This window comes from Pirellulales bacterium, from assembly GCA_019636335.1.
Taxonomy (GTDB): domain Bacteria; phylum Planctomycetota; class Planctomycetia; order Pirellulales; family JAEUIK01; genus JAHBXR01.
In genome coordinates this window covers 182,049-197,915 of sequence record JAHBXR010000012.1, presented here as the reverse complement: position 1 = coordinate 197,915, position 15,867 = coordinate 182,049, and the positions used below count along the sequence as shown (strand labels likewise).

The window sequence follows — 15,867 nt, the reverse complement described above, 5'->3', positions numbered from 1 at the left end:
TACGACACGATGGGAATCTACAAGAATTCGTCGAGGGGAGAGTTGTCGGTCGCTGCACGTCGTGCCGTTGAGTCGTCGTGGTTCCAATCGATTCTCACCACCACGGTACGATTTGTAGTTGAGGTACGCTGTACCTGACACTCTTGCGAGTTGCCACGTCGAGCGTTGTCGGGCGCGGGATACCTGACCTGCAAAATCTGTGTGGGGAGCCCGGAAAGCACAGGCCGGCGGCCAGTGGCACCCAGTTCGAGCTGCCACGTCGAGCGTTGTCAGGTACGGCGTACCTGACCTACGTGTCTGGCCATGTCGCTTGGAAAAATCGTCCGTGCTACTCCCCTACCCCACCGATTGACCGCGACGCCAAAGGTGGACGGTGTCGGGGCCATTGGCTACTTGTCCTCGATGCGTAGCTTGAGCTCGTTCGAGTTGGCTCTCAACTCGGGGGCGTACATGCCTGCCCCCTTGGCGGGCAAGGCGCTGAAGCGGCCGGGGATCTCGGCGCGCGTGCGGTACGAGACGCTGTGCTTGCCGCGCGCGAGCCAGCGCATGAAGAAGGCGACTCGCTCGTCGCGCATCTCGATGTAGGCTCCGAGGTCGTTGCCGTTATAGCCGCTGCGGGTTTCGACCGGTTCGAAGCCGGCGGCCTTCATATCCTCGAACAGCAGGTACTCGTAGTCGTTCTTACTCTCGATTTCGAGCTCGATTTCGACGAGATCGCCGCTCTTCAATAAGGCCAGATTCTCCAATTCCTCGCGGCGGTACTTCTCGACCCGTTGATCGACCGCCTGGCCGCGCGAGCCGGCCACGTCGACCGATTTCTGCTCGGGAATCAGGCGGTAAAACTTGCGCTCGACCTTGATCTCGAGCCCGGCGGCGGTGATCGGGTCTTCGAGCGTGAAGTTCGTCAGGTAGGCGTTGTAGTAGAGAGGGCCACGGCCCCGCTTGCGGAACTCGATCTTTCGCGCGCCTTCTTCGACGGCATCGCCCACGAGGACGAGCTTGTTGTCGAAGGTGAAGAGATTGGCGGCGTTGATGGTTACCTCTTGGCGTTTCTTACCATCGAGCCAGATCTCGACGGTCATGTCGGGCTGGGCCTCGCCGCTCGCCTTGAGATAGTCGGCCAGGGCCTCGATCACGAGCGACGTATCGCGCGTCGAGTTCCAATAATTGCCGTGGCGGCGGTTGTTGAGCAGGTATTTTACCAGGCCCGCGGCGACCTCGCTCTTGGGATCGGTGCGAGCCAGCAGCTTCAAATAGTAGGCGTTGGCCTCGATGTCGCTGCCGTACCAGAACCACCAGGAGTTGTTCTCGGGCAGCTTGAGGTAGGCCGTTTGATTCTCGTTGTCGACGACGAGAAACTGGCTAATGTTGCGCAACACCATGTCGAGCTTCTCGCGATCCTCGATCTTGGCCAGCGACATGCCCAACAGCGTCATGCCGTAGACGGTGAGCCTGGTGCGGTCGCGATAGAGAAACTCGCGCATGCGTGGTTCATCGACTCCCTCGTCGACCAGCACCATGTAGACGAAGGCGTCGAGATTGTCGGCCGCCGTCTTGTAGGGCAGTTTTCCCTTCGCCTTATCGGGCTGGCCGGCGTTCTCGAGCAGGCGGAGCTGTTCGGCCTGGTAGTTCTTCAGCCATTCGATGCCACGTTCCAGCACGCCGGGGACGAGCGCCAGGTCGTTCTGCCGCGCGATCTGCAGCCCGTGGACGACGTAGGCCGTTGTGTGCGGAGTCGACCGCTCGCCGAAGCCGGAGAACCAGCCCCAGCCGCCGTCTTGCAACTGCATCTCGATCAAGCGTTCGAGGCCCGCCTTCACCATGCGGCGGACTTCTTCCTCGTCGAAGACTGGGTTGTGGTCGAACCGCCGCCAACGGCTGGCGCGCTCGCGATCGTCGCCGATCTCTTGCGCGTTGAGATTCGTCTGCTTATCGCGGATCGACTTCAAATCGACCTGCATGTCGAGGAGGATCTTTTGCGTGACGACGGTCGGCAGGAAGCGGTTGAGCGTCTGCTCCGTGCAGCCGTAGGGGTAGCTCACGAGGTAGGGGAGCGCATCGACCATCGCACCAGCCAAGGTCGGGGAGTAGCGGATCTCGAGCCGGCTGTCGTTGATGCGGCGCTCGCTGGGGACGCGGATCTCGAACGAGCCGGTCTCTTCTTGCGGACGCAGCACGCCGGAGTACGACTCGGTCTTGAGCATACCGTGAACTTCGACGGGGAAGCGCTGCTCGACGGCGTCCGACTCTTCATCGGTGAGGGCCTTCATGCGAATGACCGCCTCGCCTTCCCGGGCGACGCGCACTCGCCAGTCGACGCGTTTCTCGCCTTCGGCGGGGATCTCGACGGTCTGCCGCAGCTCGCCGAGCGGAACGAGGTTTTCTCCTGCGAGCTCGAGCACGACTTCGACCTGCTTGGCCGTTTTCAGGTAGTTGTGGACGTTCGCCGACAGGGTGACTTCGTCTCTCTCGACGAAGAAGCGCGGCGATTGCATGCGGACGATGATGTTCTTCCGCGTGACGGTTTCCGCACTCCCCTGCCCCACGCGCGTGCCGGCCCCCATGGCCCAGGCGCGGATCTGCCAGGTGGTGAGATTCTCGGGCATTTTGAGCGAGACTTTTGCTATTCCCTCTTTGTTCGTTTCGAGGGCACCGACCCAGAGTGCGGTGTCGGCGAATTCCTTGCGAATGGTTGGCTGGACGACGGGCGCGGCCTCTACTCCTTGGCCGGTAACGCCCGACTTCATTCGCATCTCGGCGCGACCATAGGCTGCACCACCGGCACCACGTGCGACCGCACCATCGGCGGCCATCTCGGCCATCGGCGCGGCCGCCGGCACTGGCATGGCATCCATGACCTGTCCATTCACGGCCACGCCGGCCCCTTCCTGTGGTCCTTCGTCGGCCGCCGTCGCGCCGAAGACCCCCAAGTTCGCCATGCCCGGCTTGTCGGGGAGCGTCAAGTTCCAGCCGCCCCGTTCGAGGCTCGTCTCCGTGCGCGGGTAGTGGCTGCGTTTCCACTTCCAGAAGAACTCGCGGATCTCCGGCACGTTCGAGCCGCCGGAGATGTACTCGACCGCCTTGTCGTAGATGGTGAGCACGGTCGAGCCGACGAACGGCTTGCCTGCGAGATCGGTGAGCGCGATGGTCACCTCGGCCTGCTCGCCCGGCAGATAGGTCTTGGCCGAGGGGGTGACGGCCAGGTTCAACACACGCTTCACGGGGGGCACGGCAATTTCGCGCAGCTCGGTGTGCGCCTTCGCATCGGCGATGGTAACCGCCTCGACGAAGAAGTTCGGCATATCCTTTTGCTCGACGTCGATCTCGACGACCGTACTCTTGCCCTGCAAGCGCACGACGCGCGGCGGCAGGTAGGTGCCATTCACCGGGCGCACGAAGAGTAGCACGGTGCCACCGGCGCGATCGGTGTTCACCATCAGCTTCACCTTGTCGCCCGGGGCGTATTCGCGACGGTCGGGAATGAGCTCGAGGTGCTCGAAGCGGAACCCGGCCCCATCAAAACCTTCGCCCGTGACGGTAAAGAGATAGGCGCCTTCGATGGTGCGTTCTTTCTTGTCGGTGACCGCGAAGGCGAGTCGATACTGCCCGGCCTGCGAGGCGGTGATCTTCAGCGACGCCTCCCCGTCGGCGCTGGTGGGTAGATCCCACTCTTTGACCGGCGTCTCGACGGGCTGATTCTTGTCGTCGTAGGTGATGCGGAGGAGCCGGGCCTTGCCCGTGCCTTCGACTGGCTTTTCGTCGAGAGTCTGCGCCTTGAAGCTCGCCTCGATCGTCTCGCCCACGCGATAGTAGCCGCGATCGACCCAGGCGAAGACCTTGAAGGGCTGCCGCGCGACGAGCACATTGCCCGAGCCGACGATGGTGCGGCGCGATTCGTCGGTGACCTCGGCGGTGATTTCGTACTTATGGTCTTGATCGCCGTGCATGAGCCTGGCCAGCTCGGTGTCGATCTCGATCTCGACCTTGCCATCGGGGCCGATGGCCACGTCGTTCTCGACCACGAGCTCGGGGGGAGGCGAGGGGCGCCCCCACCAGGTGGCGATTGGCCGCGGGCAACCCCAGCGTCGCCAACCGGGATACCACGTGTAATCGTACGCCAGCCAACAGTAACCGCGGCCATAGAGCCAGTCCCAGGGGCAGACCGGATACCACTGCTCGGTGTAGCTCGTGCGCAGCACTTTGTACTTCACGCGCGCGTTCACCACCGGCGAGCCGAAATAGTATTTCGCCTGGACGGTGGCGGTGATCTTGTCGCCCAGCATGACCGGTTCGCTCGGCGCGTCGACGGTCACCTCGAACTCGGGCTTCTTATATTCCTCGACGCGGAAGCTGCTGCCGCCGAGATTCGGAATGAACAACTGGTAGACGCCCAGTCCCGCATCCTCGGGCAGCTCGTATTCGCCGTCGAAGCCACCGTACTGGTCGGCGGTGTATTCGCTTGCGACGATCCTCTCTCCCTGTGGGTTGTGCAGTTCGAACTTGAACTTCTGCCCGGCGAAGGGGGATTCGTCCGGGGCGTCGAACCTGGCCTGCGCGACCCAAAATTTGAAATGCACCTTTTGCTTCGGCCGGTAGACGGGGCGATCGGTGATGACGAAGACCTTGGTCTGGTTGTACTCGACGTCGTGCGCGTGGCCGTGCCAGACGCCCGTGAAGCCGAGATAGGCCAGCCGGCCCGGCTTCGTGCGGGCGATGATGAGCCAGTTGTAGTCTTGCGGCATGCGCTGGTAGTCGATCAGCGCGCCGCCATCCTTGCCGCTGAACTCGGCGAAGTCCTTGGTCAGGGTGCGGAACTGCCGCGGACGGCGATTGCCCTGATGCTCCTGGCGGTAGCCGAAGAACTCGACGTTCGCTTTCTCGATCGGCGCGCCCGAGACGGCGTCTCCCACGTAGAAGTAGGTTCCCTCGGTGGTGGGCTTCTTCACGATGGCCGTATCGGCGATCCAGACCACGATCTTGCTCACGTTGCCGTCGGCCATCTTGGCGGTGACGAGATAGGCGCCGGCTTTGGAGAGAGGCGTGGTCACGGTGACACGACGATCGAAATGGTCGGCGCGCGGCGATAGCTGTTGATTCCACTGCGCGACGCGCGTGCCGAGATACTTCGCCTCGTTCTGCTGCACGATGCGATAGCCGATCTGATCGAGTTGCAGCTTTTGCCAGTCGAGCTGTTGGGGATCGCTCTTGAGGTAGGCCTTCACGTCGGCGAGCAGGGGATCGACGAGAATCTCGTGCGCTTCGAACTCGACCTGCTTGCCATTGCGGAAGCGAAATTCGAGCGAGGCGCCGCGACCGGCCGGCGCGGTCATGGTGCCTTCAAAACGGCCCCAATTGCCGACGATCTGATCGAGCCGATCCTGACGCCAGTTGTTGCCCGTGCCAAAGCGTTTGATCGCCTCGCGCCAATACTCGGCGGCACGGGGATACTGCCGGCGATCTTCGAAGATCTGGGCTAGCGTATCGAGCGAGCTCGAGGCATACCCCCCCTGCTCGACCGCGGCGAGTTGTTGGAACAGGAGGATGTAATTGAATTCCTCGGGTAACTTGAAGCGCTTGACGCCCGTGGCCAGCCGCGCGATCGTCTCGTCTTCGCCCAACGTGTGCAGGGCGTAGGTGCCACTTTCGTCCTGCTTGCCGTCCGCCTCGGCGGCGCGACCGAAGAAGTAGCTGAATTGCTGCAGCGTCTGCACGCCGAATTGCTGATAGAGGAATTGCGCGAAGATCCATTTCGCCTCGTCGCGGCGCGAGGGGGCCAACTCAGCCCCTTCGGCCAAGGCCCAACGCCAGCGCTCGCCGTCGTTCTTTGCCTCGTCGAACGTGCGCGGGCGTCCGTACAGCACGGGCGAACCGTCGGGGGTGACCGGCGCGCCCGTGGCGTTGCCCCCCTGGAACCAGCCCTCTTCAAAGTCGGGGAGCGCCGACAGATCGGTGAGCACCTGCAACCGCCACGATTGCTGATACTCGCGCCCCGTGATCAGCGCCTGCGCGAGCTTGAAGTGCAGATCGCCCAGTTCGCCGTGCTGGGCGTTTGGCTTCGCCGCGGCGATGGCGGCCAGCAGCAGTTGCAACGCGCGCACGCGGTCGCGATCGAACGAGTTCACCCAGCGGCCGCCGCCCCGATGCTGCCCACGCTCGAACTTGCCGGCGATGATGAAACCGTGGTGGTCGGTGTTCTGGTAGATCTCGGCGGCTGCGGCGAGCACGCGCCAGTTTTTGGCGTGGACTTCCACCGCTTGCTCGACAAACTCGTCGAGCTCGTTGATCCGCCCCAGGTTCTGCAGGCACTGGACGGCGACCTGGAGATCTTGAGCCGCTTCGGCCGGTTCGGTCTTGGCGTCGAGCACGCGCTCGCGGAGGCCCTGATAGGCCTCGTTGAAGTTGCCGTCCTGCTGGAGCTTCATCAAATCCTCACGGCTACGAGGTCCCGCCGGTTCGGCCAGCAGTCCCGAGGTCGCCACGATCCCCAGGAACAAACTGCCCAACAGAATGGCGAGCAAGCGATGCTGTGACATGACGCGCGGGGCCTCACGGTAGAGAGTGACCTGACGGTGCCTTCGACGTGTTCCACGATCGAGCCCGGGGCGACCCCACAGGGGGGCGGCGTCGCCGCCAACCGGCGGTGCGCAAGACGGGCCGATCCTTCGACGCTTGCGGTGCGGCAAAAGTTCCGTAAAAAAATAACTTCCTGCGGCGCCTTGGCTTGCCGCGAAAGGGGTGCCTGGCCGCAACTCGGCGGGAGCCCCCCGCCGCCCCTACCGAGCGATCCCCTACATCCCCACCCGACCGCTTTCTACAGCGAGTGGACAAGAGGAGACAACATGGACCCTACCGCCACGCTGTGGATCGATGGCGAACCCCGAAATTCGGCCAGTGGCGGGACGATCGAGCTCATCGAACCGGCCACCGAATCCCCCCTGGTGGCCATTCCCGCTGCCGGCAGGGTGGAAGTCGACGCGGCCCTGACGGGCGCGGCCGCCGCCTTCCGCCGGGCACGTTGGGCCACCGCGCCGCCGCGCGAGCGTGCGGAAACGCTGACTCGGCTGGCTTCGCTCATCCGCGAACACGCCGAGGAGCTGGCACAGCTCGAGGCCCGCAACGTCGGCAAGCCGATCAGCGAGGCCCGCGGCGAGATCATCGCCGGGGCCCGCTGCTTTGAATACTACGCCGGGGGCATCACGCGGTTCGGCGGCGAGACGATTCCCGTCGGTGGCGGCGGCGGCTTCGACTTCACCCTGCGCGTGCCGGTCGGCGTGGTGGCCGCCATCGTCCCTTGGAACTTTCCCTTCTGCATGGCGTGCTGGAAGGTGGCCCCGGCCCTGGCCACCGGCAATGCGGTCGTGCTCAAGCCGGCCAGCCTCACCCCGCTGACGGCCCTGGCCTTGGGACGGCTGGCGAGCGAGGCGGGCTTGCCCCCCGGCATCCTGCAGGTGATCGCCGGACGCGGCAGCGACATCGGCGATTACTTCGTCTCGCATCCGCTGGTGCGGAAGATCGCCTTCACGGGCGAGACCACCACCGGCGCGCGGATCATGAAGCTCGCCGCGGACGATATTAAACGTGTGTCGCTCGAGCTGGGAGGCAAGAGCCCGAACATCGTCTTCGCCGATGCCGATCTCGAAGCGGCCGCCCAATCGAGCCCGATGGCGGTCTTTGGCAACACGGGGCAGGATTGTTGCGCGCGGAGCCGCGTGCTGGTCGAGGAATCGGTCTTCGACCAGTTTGTCGAGGCATTCGTCGCGCAGACGAAGCGGCACATCGTGGGGGATCCGCTCGACGAGAAGACCGAGATCGGACCGATGGTCTCCGCGTCGCAGCGCGAAACGGTCGAGCAATACATCGCCCTGGCGAAACAAGAAGGGGGGCGCATCGTCTGCGGGGGGGATCGCCCACGTGCGAAAGGCTATTACTTGTCGCCGACGGTGGTCACGGGCTTGTCGAACGGCGCGCGGACCTGCCAGGAAGAGATCTTCGGCCCCGTTGTCTGTCTCATTCCGTTCCGCCACGAGCGCGAGGCGGTGGAGTTGGCGAACGACACCCTGTTCGGGCTCTCCGGCTCGTTGTGGACGCGCGACGTCGAGCGAGCGCTGCGTCTGGCGCGTTCGATCGAGTGTGGCGTGCTGAGCGTCAATACGAACAGCAGCGTCTACCAGGAGGCGCCCTTCGGCGGCTTCAAGCGGAGCGGGTTCGGTCGCGACCTCGGCATGGAAGCGCTGCGGCTCTACACTGAAGTCAAGAACGTCTTTATCCGCGTACCAGAAAGCGATCTCGCATGACCGATTCCCGCAGCGGCGCTCATTGGATTCCGGCCTGGTTCAACGCCGACGAGATCGATACGGTCGTCGTCACGTTTCCCGACTCGTATGGCCGCCTGTTGGGCAAGCGTTTCACGCGCAGCCACTTCATGCGGGCCGTGGCCGAAGGGGGGACGCATGCCTGCAACTACTTGCTGACGGTCGACATGGAGATGAACCCGCTGCCGGGTTTCAACCTGGCGAGTTGGGAGCAGGGCTACGGCGACTTTCACGCCACGGTCGATCTGCGCACGCTGCGCCGGGTGCCTTGGGCGCCCGGCTCGGCGCTGGTGCTGTGCGATCTGGAGCGCGACGATCACACGCCGATCGCCGAAGCCCCGCGCCGCGTGCTGCAGAAGCAGATCGAGCGACTCGCGGCGGCCGGCCTGTCGGCGATGGTCGCCTCGGAACTCGAGTTCTACTTGTTTCCCGAGTCGTTCGAGACGGTCACTGCCAAGGGGTTCCGCGGTCTGGAGCGGGGCTGCGATTACCTGATCGACTATCACCTCTTGCAGCCGGCGCGCGACGAGGAGTTCATGCGCCGCGTGCGCAACGAAATGAACGACGCCGGCGTGATCGTCGAAGGGAGCAAGGGAGAATGGGGACGCGGGCAGCACGAGCTGAACCTGCTGTACTGCGAGGCCCTCGAGATGGCCGACCGCCACGTGATCTTCAAGCACGGCACGAAGGAGATCGCCTCGCAACTCGGCAAGTCGGTCACCTTCATGGCCAAGTGGGCCGGCGACGAGGCGGGCAGCAGCTTCCATCTGCACACGAGCATCTGGGACAAGGCCGGCAACCACAATCGCTTCTGGGACGAGAAAGCCAAGGCGCCGAGCGAGTTGTTCCGCCACTTCCTGGGTGGGCTGATGCGCTACGGCCGCGAGCTGGGTTACTTCTTCGCTCCGACCATTAACAGCTATAAGCGCTACCAGGTCGCTTCCTGGGCGCCGACGTCGCTCGTCTGGGCGCACGACAATCGCACCACCGGCTTCCGCGTGATCGGCAGCGGCAACGGCTTGCGAATCGAAAACCGCTCGCCCGGCGCGGATGCGAATCCTTACCTGGCCTTTGCCGCCACGATCGTCGCCGGCCTGGCCGGCGTGCGCGAGAAGATCGACTGCGGCGATCCTTTCACGGGCAACGCCTACGCCGATGCCTCGCTGCCGCGGCTTCCCAGCTCGCTCGACGAGGCGGCCGACCTGCTGGGAGAAAGCAAGCTGGCTCGTACAGAACTCGGCGATGAAGTCGTGGACTTCTACGTCCACACGGCCCGCAGCGAAGCGGCCGCCTATCGGCAGGCGGTGACCGACTGGGAACGCGTGCGTTACTTCGAGCGAATCTAGCCCTAACTCCTCCGATCTGCGTCCATCCGCGGATAAACTCAGATTCTCGATGGATCCGCAGATGAACACAGATTCAAGCAAATCGGACGTGGGTAGCACTGACGAATTTCCGGAGAAAACGGAAGCTCATCTAATACGAAAGTCGGAAGTTCGCCAGTGTCGCGGAGCGACGAGAGGTATTGTGCGAGTGTCGATCGGACCTCTTGTTGCTGCGCAACACCGACGATGCTGCGTCTCGCGCGCGTTGGTGTCTAGAATACCGATTCGCAGCATCGTCGGTGCCGCCCACTCGGCTAGTGCGAGCCCGTCCGCACGACCTGCCCGTAGTAGCCGGCATAGGTTTGGTAGCAGCGCTGCTTGATGGTGGCGCGATCGCGGAGCTCGAGAATATCGAAGAAGCGATCGGCCTCGATCTGCGCGACGTCGTAGCGCGAACGGCCGTCGAGGATCAACTCGGCCATCGTCAGGCCGATGGCTGGGCTTTGCACGATGCCGTGTCCGCAGAAGCCCGTGCAGTGGAAGAGCCCCTGGATCTCGGCGTCGGCTCCGCACATCGGCTGACCGTCGGGCGTGAAGGTCATGATGCCGGTGGTGATCGTCATCGGGGTGCGTTCGTTGATGAACGGAAAGCGCCGGCTGGCGGCGTCGACCAGCAAGGCAACGTTGTATTGATCGCGTGCGGCGCGCATCTGCGACATATCGAAGTCGGGACCCAGCGCCTCGATGTCGTATTCGACCGGCTCATCTTCGTACATGCCGACGAGCAGGCCTCCCGCCTCGGGTCGCGAATAGATGCGATTCTCGCGATCGCGGACCGCGGGGCTTGTGCGCGAGACCGGCGTCTCGTCGCGCGGCGCCGTCGTCAGGTAGTAATGGCCGATCGCCGCGGTGGGCAGCCGGCTCTCGGCGCGCTCGGCCACGAGATAGGACCACGGCCCCGTCGCGTTGAGCACGATGGGCGCGGAGTATTCCTTGCCTGCCGCGCGCACGCCGCGCACGCGTCCCCCTGCGACGTGGACCTTCTCGACCGGCGCCTGGGTGATGAACGTGGCACCGGCGCCGCGGGCCACCTTGACGTAGGCCGCCAGTAGTTCGGCCGGTTGCAGGTGGCCATCCGTAGGACAGAGGCAGGCGTCGAGCAGGTCGTCGGTCCGCATGTAGGGCAACAGGCGGGCTACCTCGCGGTTGTCGACGTGCTCGACGGCCAGTCCCACTTCCTTCGCCAGGGCGACGTGATCGCGGATCTCTCCCGCGCGATCGGGCGTATTCGCCACGCGGAGCGAGCCGGTCTCGACGAAGATTTCCACTTCGGCCCGGCGTTCGAGATCTTTGACGATCTCGACACCATCGCGCAGCATCTGCGTGGCCACTTTGGTCGAGCGGAGTTGACCGAGCAACCCAGCGGCACGGCCCGTCGAGCCGGCGCCAAGCATTTGCCGCTCGAGGACGAGGACCTTCTGGCCACGCAGTGCCAGTTGCATGGCGGTGCTCGCGCCCGCGACTCCTCCGCCGATAATGATTACGTCGGCCGTTTGTTCGACGCTCGTCATGCCACACCAACCGAATGAGAAATACTTATGCTGTCAGAAGCAATGGTGTACGCCACCCAGCTCGCACTTGTGACCGCGCGATAACCAGGGGTAAGATACTGGAGAGCCGCGCAGCGCACCACGTCGCATGCTTCTTAACCCCGACGGATCGAGCGGATGCACAGTCAACTTGTGGTATTGGGGGGCGGACCTGGTGGATATGCGGCCGCCTTCATGGCCGCCGATCTCGGCATGCAGGTAACGCTGGTCGAGGCAGACCAGCGCCTTGGCGGCACCTGTCTGCTGCGGGGCTGTATCCCCTCGAAGGCGCTGCTGCACGTGGCGCGCGTCGTCAGCGAAACGCGCGAGATAGAAGAATGGGGTGTCGGCTTCGACAAGCCCTCGATCGATCTCGATCGGCTGCGAGCGCGCAAGGATAAAGTGATCGACACGGCCTCCGGCGGGTTGAGCCAACTGGCCAAACAGCGCAAGGTGCGCATCGTGCGTGCTCGGGGGACCTTCGAGAACTCGACCACCTTGCGTCTGGCCGGGGGTGATCCCGGTGCTCGCGACGGCGATCGACTGACGTTCGACCACTGCATTCTTGCCGTTGGGTCGAGCCCCACGATCTTTCCGGCCTTCGATCTGAAGACCGATCGGGTGATGGATTCGACGGGCGCCCTCGAGCTGCGCGACATTCCCGAATCGTTGCTCGTGGTGGGGGGTGGCTACATCGGGCTCGAAATGGGCACGGTGTACGCCGAACTGGGCGCCAAGGTCACCGTCGTCGAATTGACCGACGGCCTGCTGCCGGGGGCGGATCGGGATCTCGTCCGCCCGCTGCACGCGCGACTCGAGAAGATCTTCGAAGCGATCCATCTCAAGACGAAAGTGTCCGCGCTACGCGATCGTGGCAACAAGATCGAGGCCGAGCTCGAAGGGCCCGAGGGGCCGGAGACCAAACGTTTCAGCCGCGTGCTGGTCGCCGTCGGGCGGCGCCCCAACAGTGCGGGGCTTGGTCTCGAGAACACGCGGGTCAAGCTCGACCAACGGGGTTTCGTCCTGGTGGATGAAAAGCTGCGGACGGCCGATCCGCACATCCTGGCCATCGGCGATGTCGCCGGCGAGCCGATGCTCGCGCATAAGGCGTCGCACGAAGGGAAGGTGGCAGTCGAGGCCCTGCACGGCGAACCGGCCGCCTTCGAGCCGGCGGCGATCCCGGCGGTCGTCTTCACCGATCCCGAATTGGCCTGGACCGGTCTGACCGAAGAACAGGCCAAGGCGGCCGGTCGCAGCATCGAAGTCGCGCGGTACCCCTGGGGGGCGAGCGGACGAGCCCAGGCCTTGGGTCGCACCGATGGGCTGACCAAGATCGTCTTCGACCCGGAGAGCGAGGCGATCCTCGGCGTGGGGATTGTCGGCGCCGGGGCGGGCGAGTTGATCGCCGAAGCGACGTTGGCCATTGAAATGGGGGCCACGGCGCGCGATCTCGCCGAGACGATCCACGCCCATCCCACGCTCAGCGAGACGCTGGCCTTCTCCAGTGAGGTACATTTGGGGTACGCGACGGAAATCTATCGACCGAAGCGCAGCGTCAAGAAAGAAACGCCGAGCGAGGCTGGTCAAACCGCCGAGCCGGAATCACAAGCCCCCGCGACGCCGGTAGAGGCGTAGCCACAGGACTTTACGGATCGCCGCCAAACGGGAATAATTCGACCAGACGCCACTCAGGCCATGGCGTCTGCCAGGTTCGTCAGGAACGACGGACACACTCAGGCGGACATCCCGACGCAGTTACTTTTTGACCGGCGGGGTACTCCGGCCGGTCTCGTCGTTTCTGCCGCGTCCGCGCATCGAACGACGAGTGTTGCAGCAACAATCACACTCGCGTGACGGGCTCGATCGGCTTTCCAGAAGCCGGATCGTGCTGCGCCACCCGAGAGGAGGCTATCGCATGGCCATCGACACGGTCCAACACTCGGATGACGTCGATCCCGAAGAAACCGCCGAATGGCTGGAATCGCTCCAGTACACGCTCGAGAGCAAGGGCCCGGATCGAGTGAGCTATCTGCTCGCCACGCTGGCAGACGTGGCGCATCAGGAGGGGGTCGAGCTCCCCTTTACGGCCAACACGCCCTACACCAACACGATCCCGGCCGACAAACAGCCGATCTATCCCGGCAATCGCGAGATCGAGCGCCGTATCAAGAGCATCCTGCGCTGGAATGCCATGGCGATGGTGGTTCGCGCGAATCGCGAATCCCCCGGCATCGGCGGGCACATCTCGACCTATGCCTCGGCCGCGACGCTGCTCGAAGTGGGCTTCAACCACTTCTTCCGCGGCAAGAGCGAGGATTACTCGGGGGATCAGATCTACTTTCAGGGACACGCTTCGCCGGGGATCTACGCGCGGGCTTTTCTCGAAGGTCGCCTGACCGAAGAGCAACTGGCCAACTTCCGCCGCGAGCTGGCGCCCGGGGGGGGGCTGTCCTCCTACCCACACCCCTGGTTGATGCCCGGCTTCTGGGAATTCCCCACGGTGTCGATGGGGCTGGGGCCACTGTTTGCGATCTACCAGGCGCGTTTTAACCGCTATCTGACCGATCGGGGCATCAAGGACACGTCGAACTCGCACGTGTGGGCCTTCATCGGCGACGGCGAGACCGACGAACCGGAGACGCTGGGAGCGATCACGCTCGCCTCGCGCGAGAAGCTCGACAACCTGATCTTCGTCATCAACTGCAACCTGCAGCGGCTCGACGGCCCGGTGCGTGGCAACGGCAAGATCATCCAGGAACTCGAGGCCATGTTCCGCGGGGCGGGCTGGAACGTGATCAAGGTGATCTGGGGGGACGACTGGGACCCCATCCTCGAAAAGGACAAGGACGGCGCGCTCGTGCGGCGCATGGGCGAGGTCGTCGACGGCGTCTATCAGAAGTACACGGTCAGCTCGGGCCAATACATTCGCGAGCACTTCTTCGGCGCCGATCCCGAGTTGCTCGAGATGGTCAAGCACCTCTCGGACGAGAAGATCAAGCGGATGCGCCGCGGCGGCCACGACCCCGAGAAGGTCTACGCGGCGTACAAGGCGGCCGTCGAAAGCAACGGCAAGCCCACGGTGATCTTGGCCAAGACGGTCAAGGGCTATGGCCTGGGCGAAGCGGGCGAAGGCCGCAACGTCACGCACCAGCAGAAGAAGCTGAACGAAGAAGAGCTGCGCGAATTCCGCACGCGGTTCGGGATTCCGATCTCGGACGAAGACGTGGCGAAAACCCCCTTCTATCGGCCCCCCGACAAGAGTGCCGAGATGAAGTACCTGCAAGAGCACCGCACGAAGCTGGGGGGCTATGTGCCCGGCCGGCCGATGGTGCCGCTGCCCATGCACGTGCCGGCGCTCTCCGACTACACGGAAATGACCGAGAGCAGTGGCGAGCGCGAAGTCTCGACCACGATGGCCTTCGTGCGCATGTTCGCCAAGTTGTTGCGCGATCCGCAGCTCGGCCGCTACATCGTGCCGATCGTGCCGGACGAGTCGCGCACGTTCGGCATGGAGTCGCTCTTCCGCCAGTGCGGCATCTACTCGCACGTGGGGCAACTCTACGAGCCGGTCGATTCAGAAAGCCTGCTCTACTACCGCGAGGCCAAAGACGGGCAGATCCTCGAAGAAGGGATCACCGAGGCGGGCTCGATGTCGTCGTTCGTGGCGGCGGGAACCGCCTACGCCACGCACGGCGTGAACATGATCCCGTTCTTCATCTATTACTCGATGTTCGGCTTCCAGCGCGTGGGGGACCAGATCTGGGCCGCCGGCGATGCCCGCGCCAAGGGCTTCCTCCTGGGGGCGACCGCCGGCCGTACGACGCTCGCCGGCGAAGGGCTCCAACATCAGGACGGCCACAGCCATCTCATCGCCATCGGCTACCCGAACGTGCGTGCCTACGATCCGGCCTTTGCCTATGAGACGGCCGTAATCATCCTCTCCGGCCTGCGGCAGATGTACCACGAGGGGCAGGACACGATCTTCTACGTCACGCTCTACAACGAGAACTACCAGATGCCCGCCATGCCCGAGGGGGTGGTCGAAGGAATCGAAAAGGGAATGTATAAGCTCTCGACGAAGATCGTGGGCCAAGGCCGGCCCCAGGTGCAGTTGCTCGCCAGCGGTCCGATCGTTCGCGAGGCGTTGCGGGCGCAGCAGATCCTGGCCGAGCGTTTCGACATTTCGAGCGTCGTGTGGAGCGTGACCAGTTGGAAAGAGCTGCGTCGCGAAGGTCTCGCCGTGCAGCGTTGGAACATGCTGCATCCGACGGAAGAGGCGCGCACGTCGTATATTGAAGACCTGCTCCAAAACGAGCGAGGCCCCTTCATTGCCGCCTCGGATCACGTGCAGGCGGTGGGAGATTTGATTCGTCCCTGGATTCCCGGCGATTACTACGTGCTGGGAACCGGCGGCTTCGGCCGTAGCGATTCGCGCCAGGCGCTGCGTCGCTTCTTCGAGGTCGATGCCGAGAGCATTACCGTCGCGGCGCTGTCGCGACTCGTGCAAGAGGGCAAGGTCGAACGCGAGACTGTCGCGCGGGCCTTGCGCGATCTGGGCCTCGAGTCGGAGAAGTCCGACCCGCTGGCCGTTCAATACACCTTTGAGCCGCCCCATCCGGCCTGATCGGCCGAGCGAGGTTT

Annotated in this window: 6 protein-coding genes; 4 read left to right on the top strand and 2 right to left on the bottom strand. The window is 64.1% G+C overall.

Annotation, left to right across the window (positions count from 1 at the left end; all coding sequences use genetic code 11):
• Positions 1 to 389: 389 nt before the first annotated feature.
• Positions 390 to 6,533: an alpha-2-macroglobulin gene (locus KF708_13860; GenBank protein ID MBX3413772.1), complete on the bottom strand. Its 6,144-nt coding sequence runs from the start codon at positions 6,531 to 6,533 to the stop codon at positions 390 to 392.
• A 306-nt stretch (positions 6,534 to 6,839) separates the two neighbouring features.
• On the opposite strand from KF708_13860, the gene KF708_13855 reads away from it, so the two are divergent.
• Entirely contained in the window at positions 6,840 to 8,294 is a 1,455-nt protein-coding gene (locus KF708_13855; GenBank protein ID MBX3413771.1) for an aldehyde dehydrogenase, read from the top strand.
• The gene (locus KF708_13850; protein ID MBX3413770.1) at positions 8,291 to 9,658 is read left to right on the top strand and encodes a glutamine synthetase; all 1,368 of its coding nucleotides are present in this window, start codon (positions 8,291 to 8,293) and stop codon (positions 9,656 to 9,658) included. The genes KF708_13855 and KF708_13850 overlap by 4 nt, the downstream gene beginning before the upstream one ends.
• Before the next feature lie 293 nt (positions 9,659 to 9,951).
• Here KF708_13850 and KF708_13845 read toward each other — a convergent pair whose 3' ends face one another.
• Complete coding sequence (locus KF708_13845) at positions 9,952 to 11,208, bottom strand: FAD-binding oxidoreductase (protein ID MBX3413769.1); 1,257 nt, start codon at positions 11,206 to 11,208, stop codon at positions 9,952 to 9,954.
• A 156-nt stretch (positions 11,209 to 11,364) separates the two neighbouring features.
• Between KF708_13845 and lpdA the strand changes: the two genes are divergently transcribed.
• Together lpdA and aceE are read left to right on the top strand one after the other, a co-directional pair.
• Complete coding sequence (gene lpdA / locus KF708_13840) at positions 11,365 to 12,861, top strand: dihydrolipoyl dehydrogenase (protein ID MBX3413768.1); 1,497 nt, start codon at positions 11,365 to 11,367, stop codon at positions 12,859 to 12,861.
• 280 nt (positions 12,862 to 13,141) lie between these two features.
• Positions 13,142 to 15,850, top strand: coding sequence for a pyruvate dehydrogenase (acetyl-transferring), homodimeric type (gene aceE / locus KF708_13835; GenBank protein ID MBX3413767.1), 2,709 nt, complete (start codon positions 13,142 to 13,144; stop codon positions 15,848 to 15,850).
• The last annotated feature ends 17 nt before the right edge of the window (positions 15,851 to 15,867 follow it).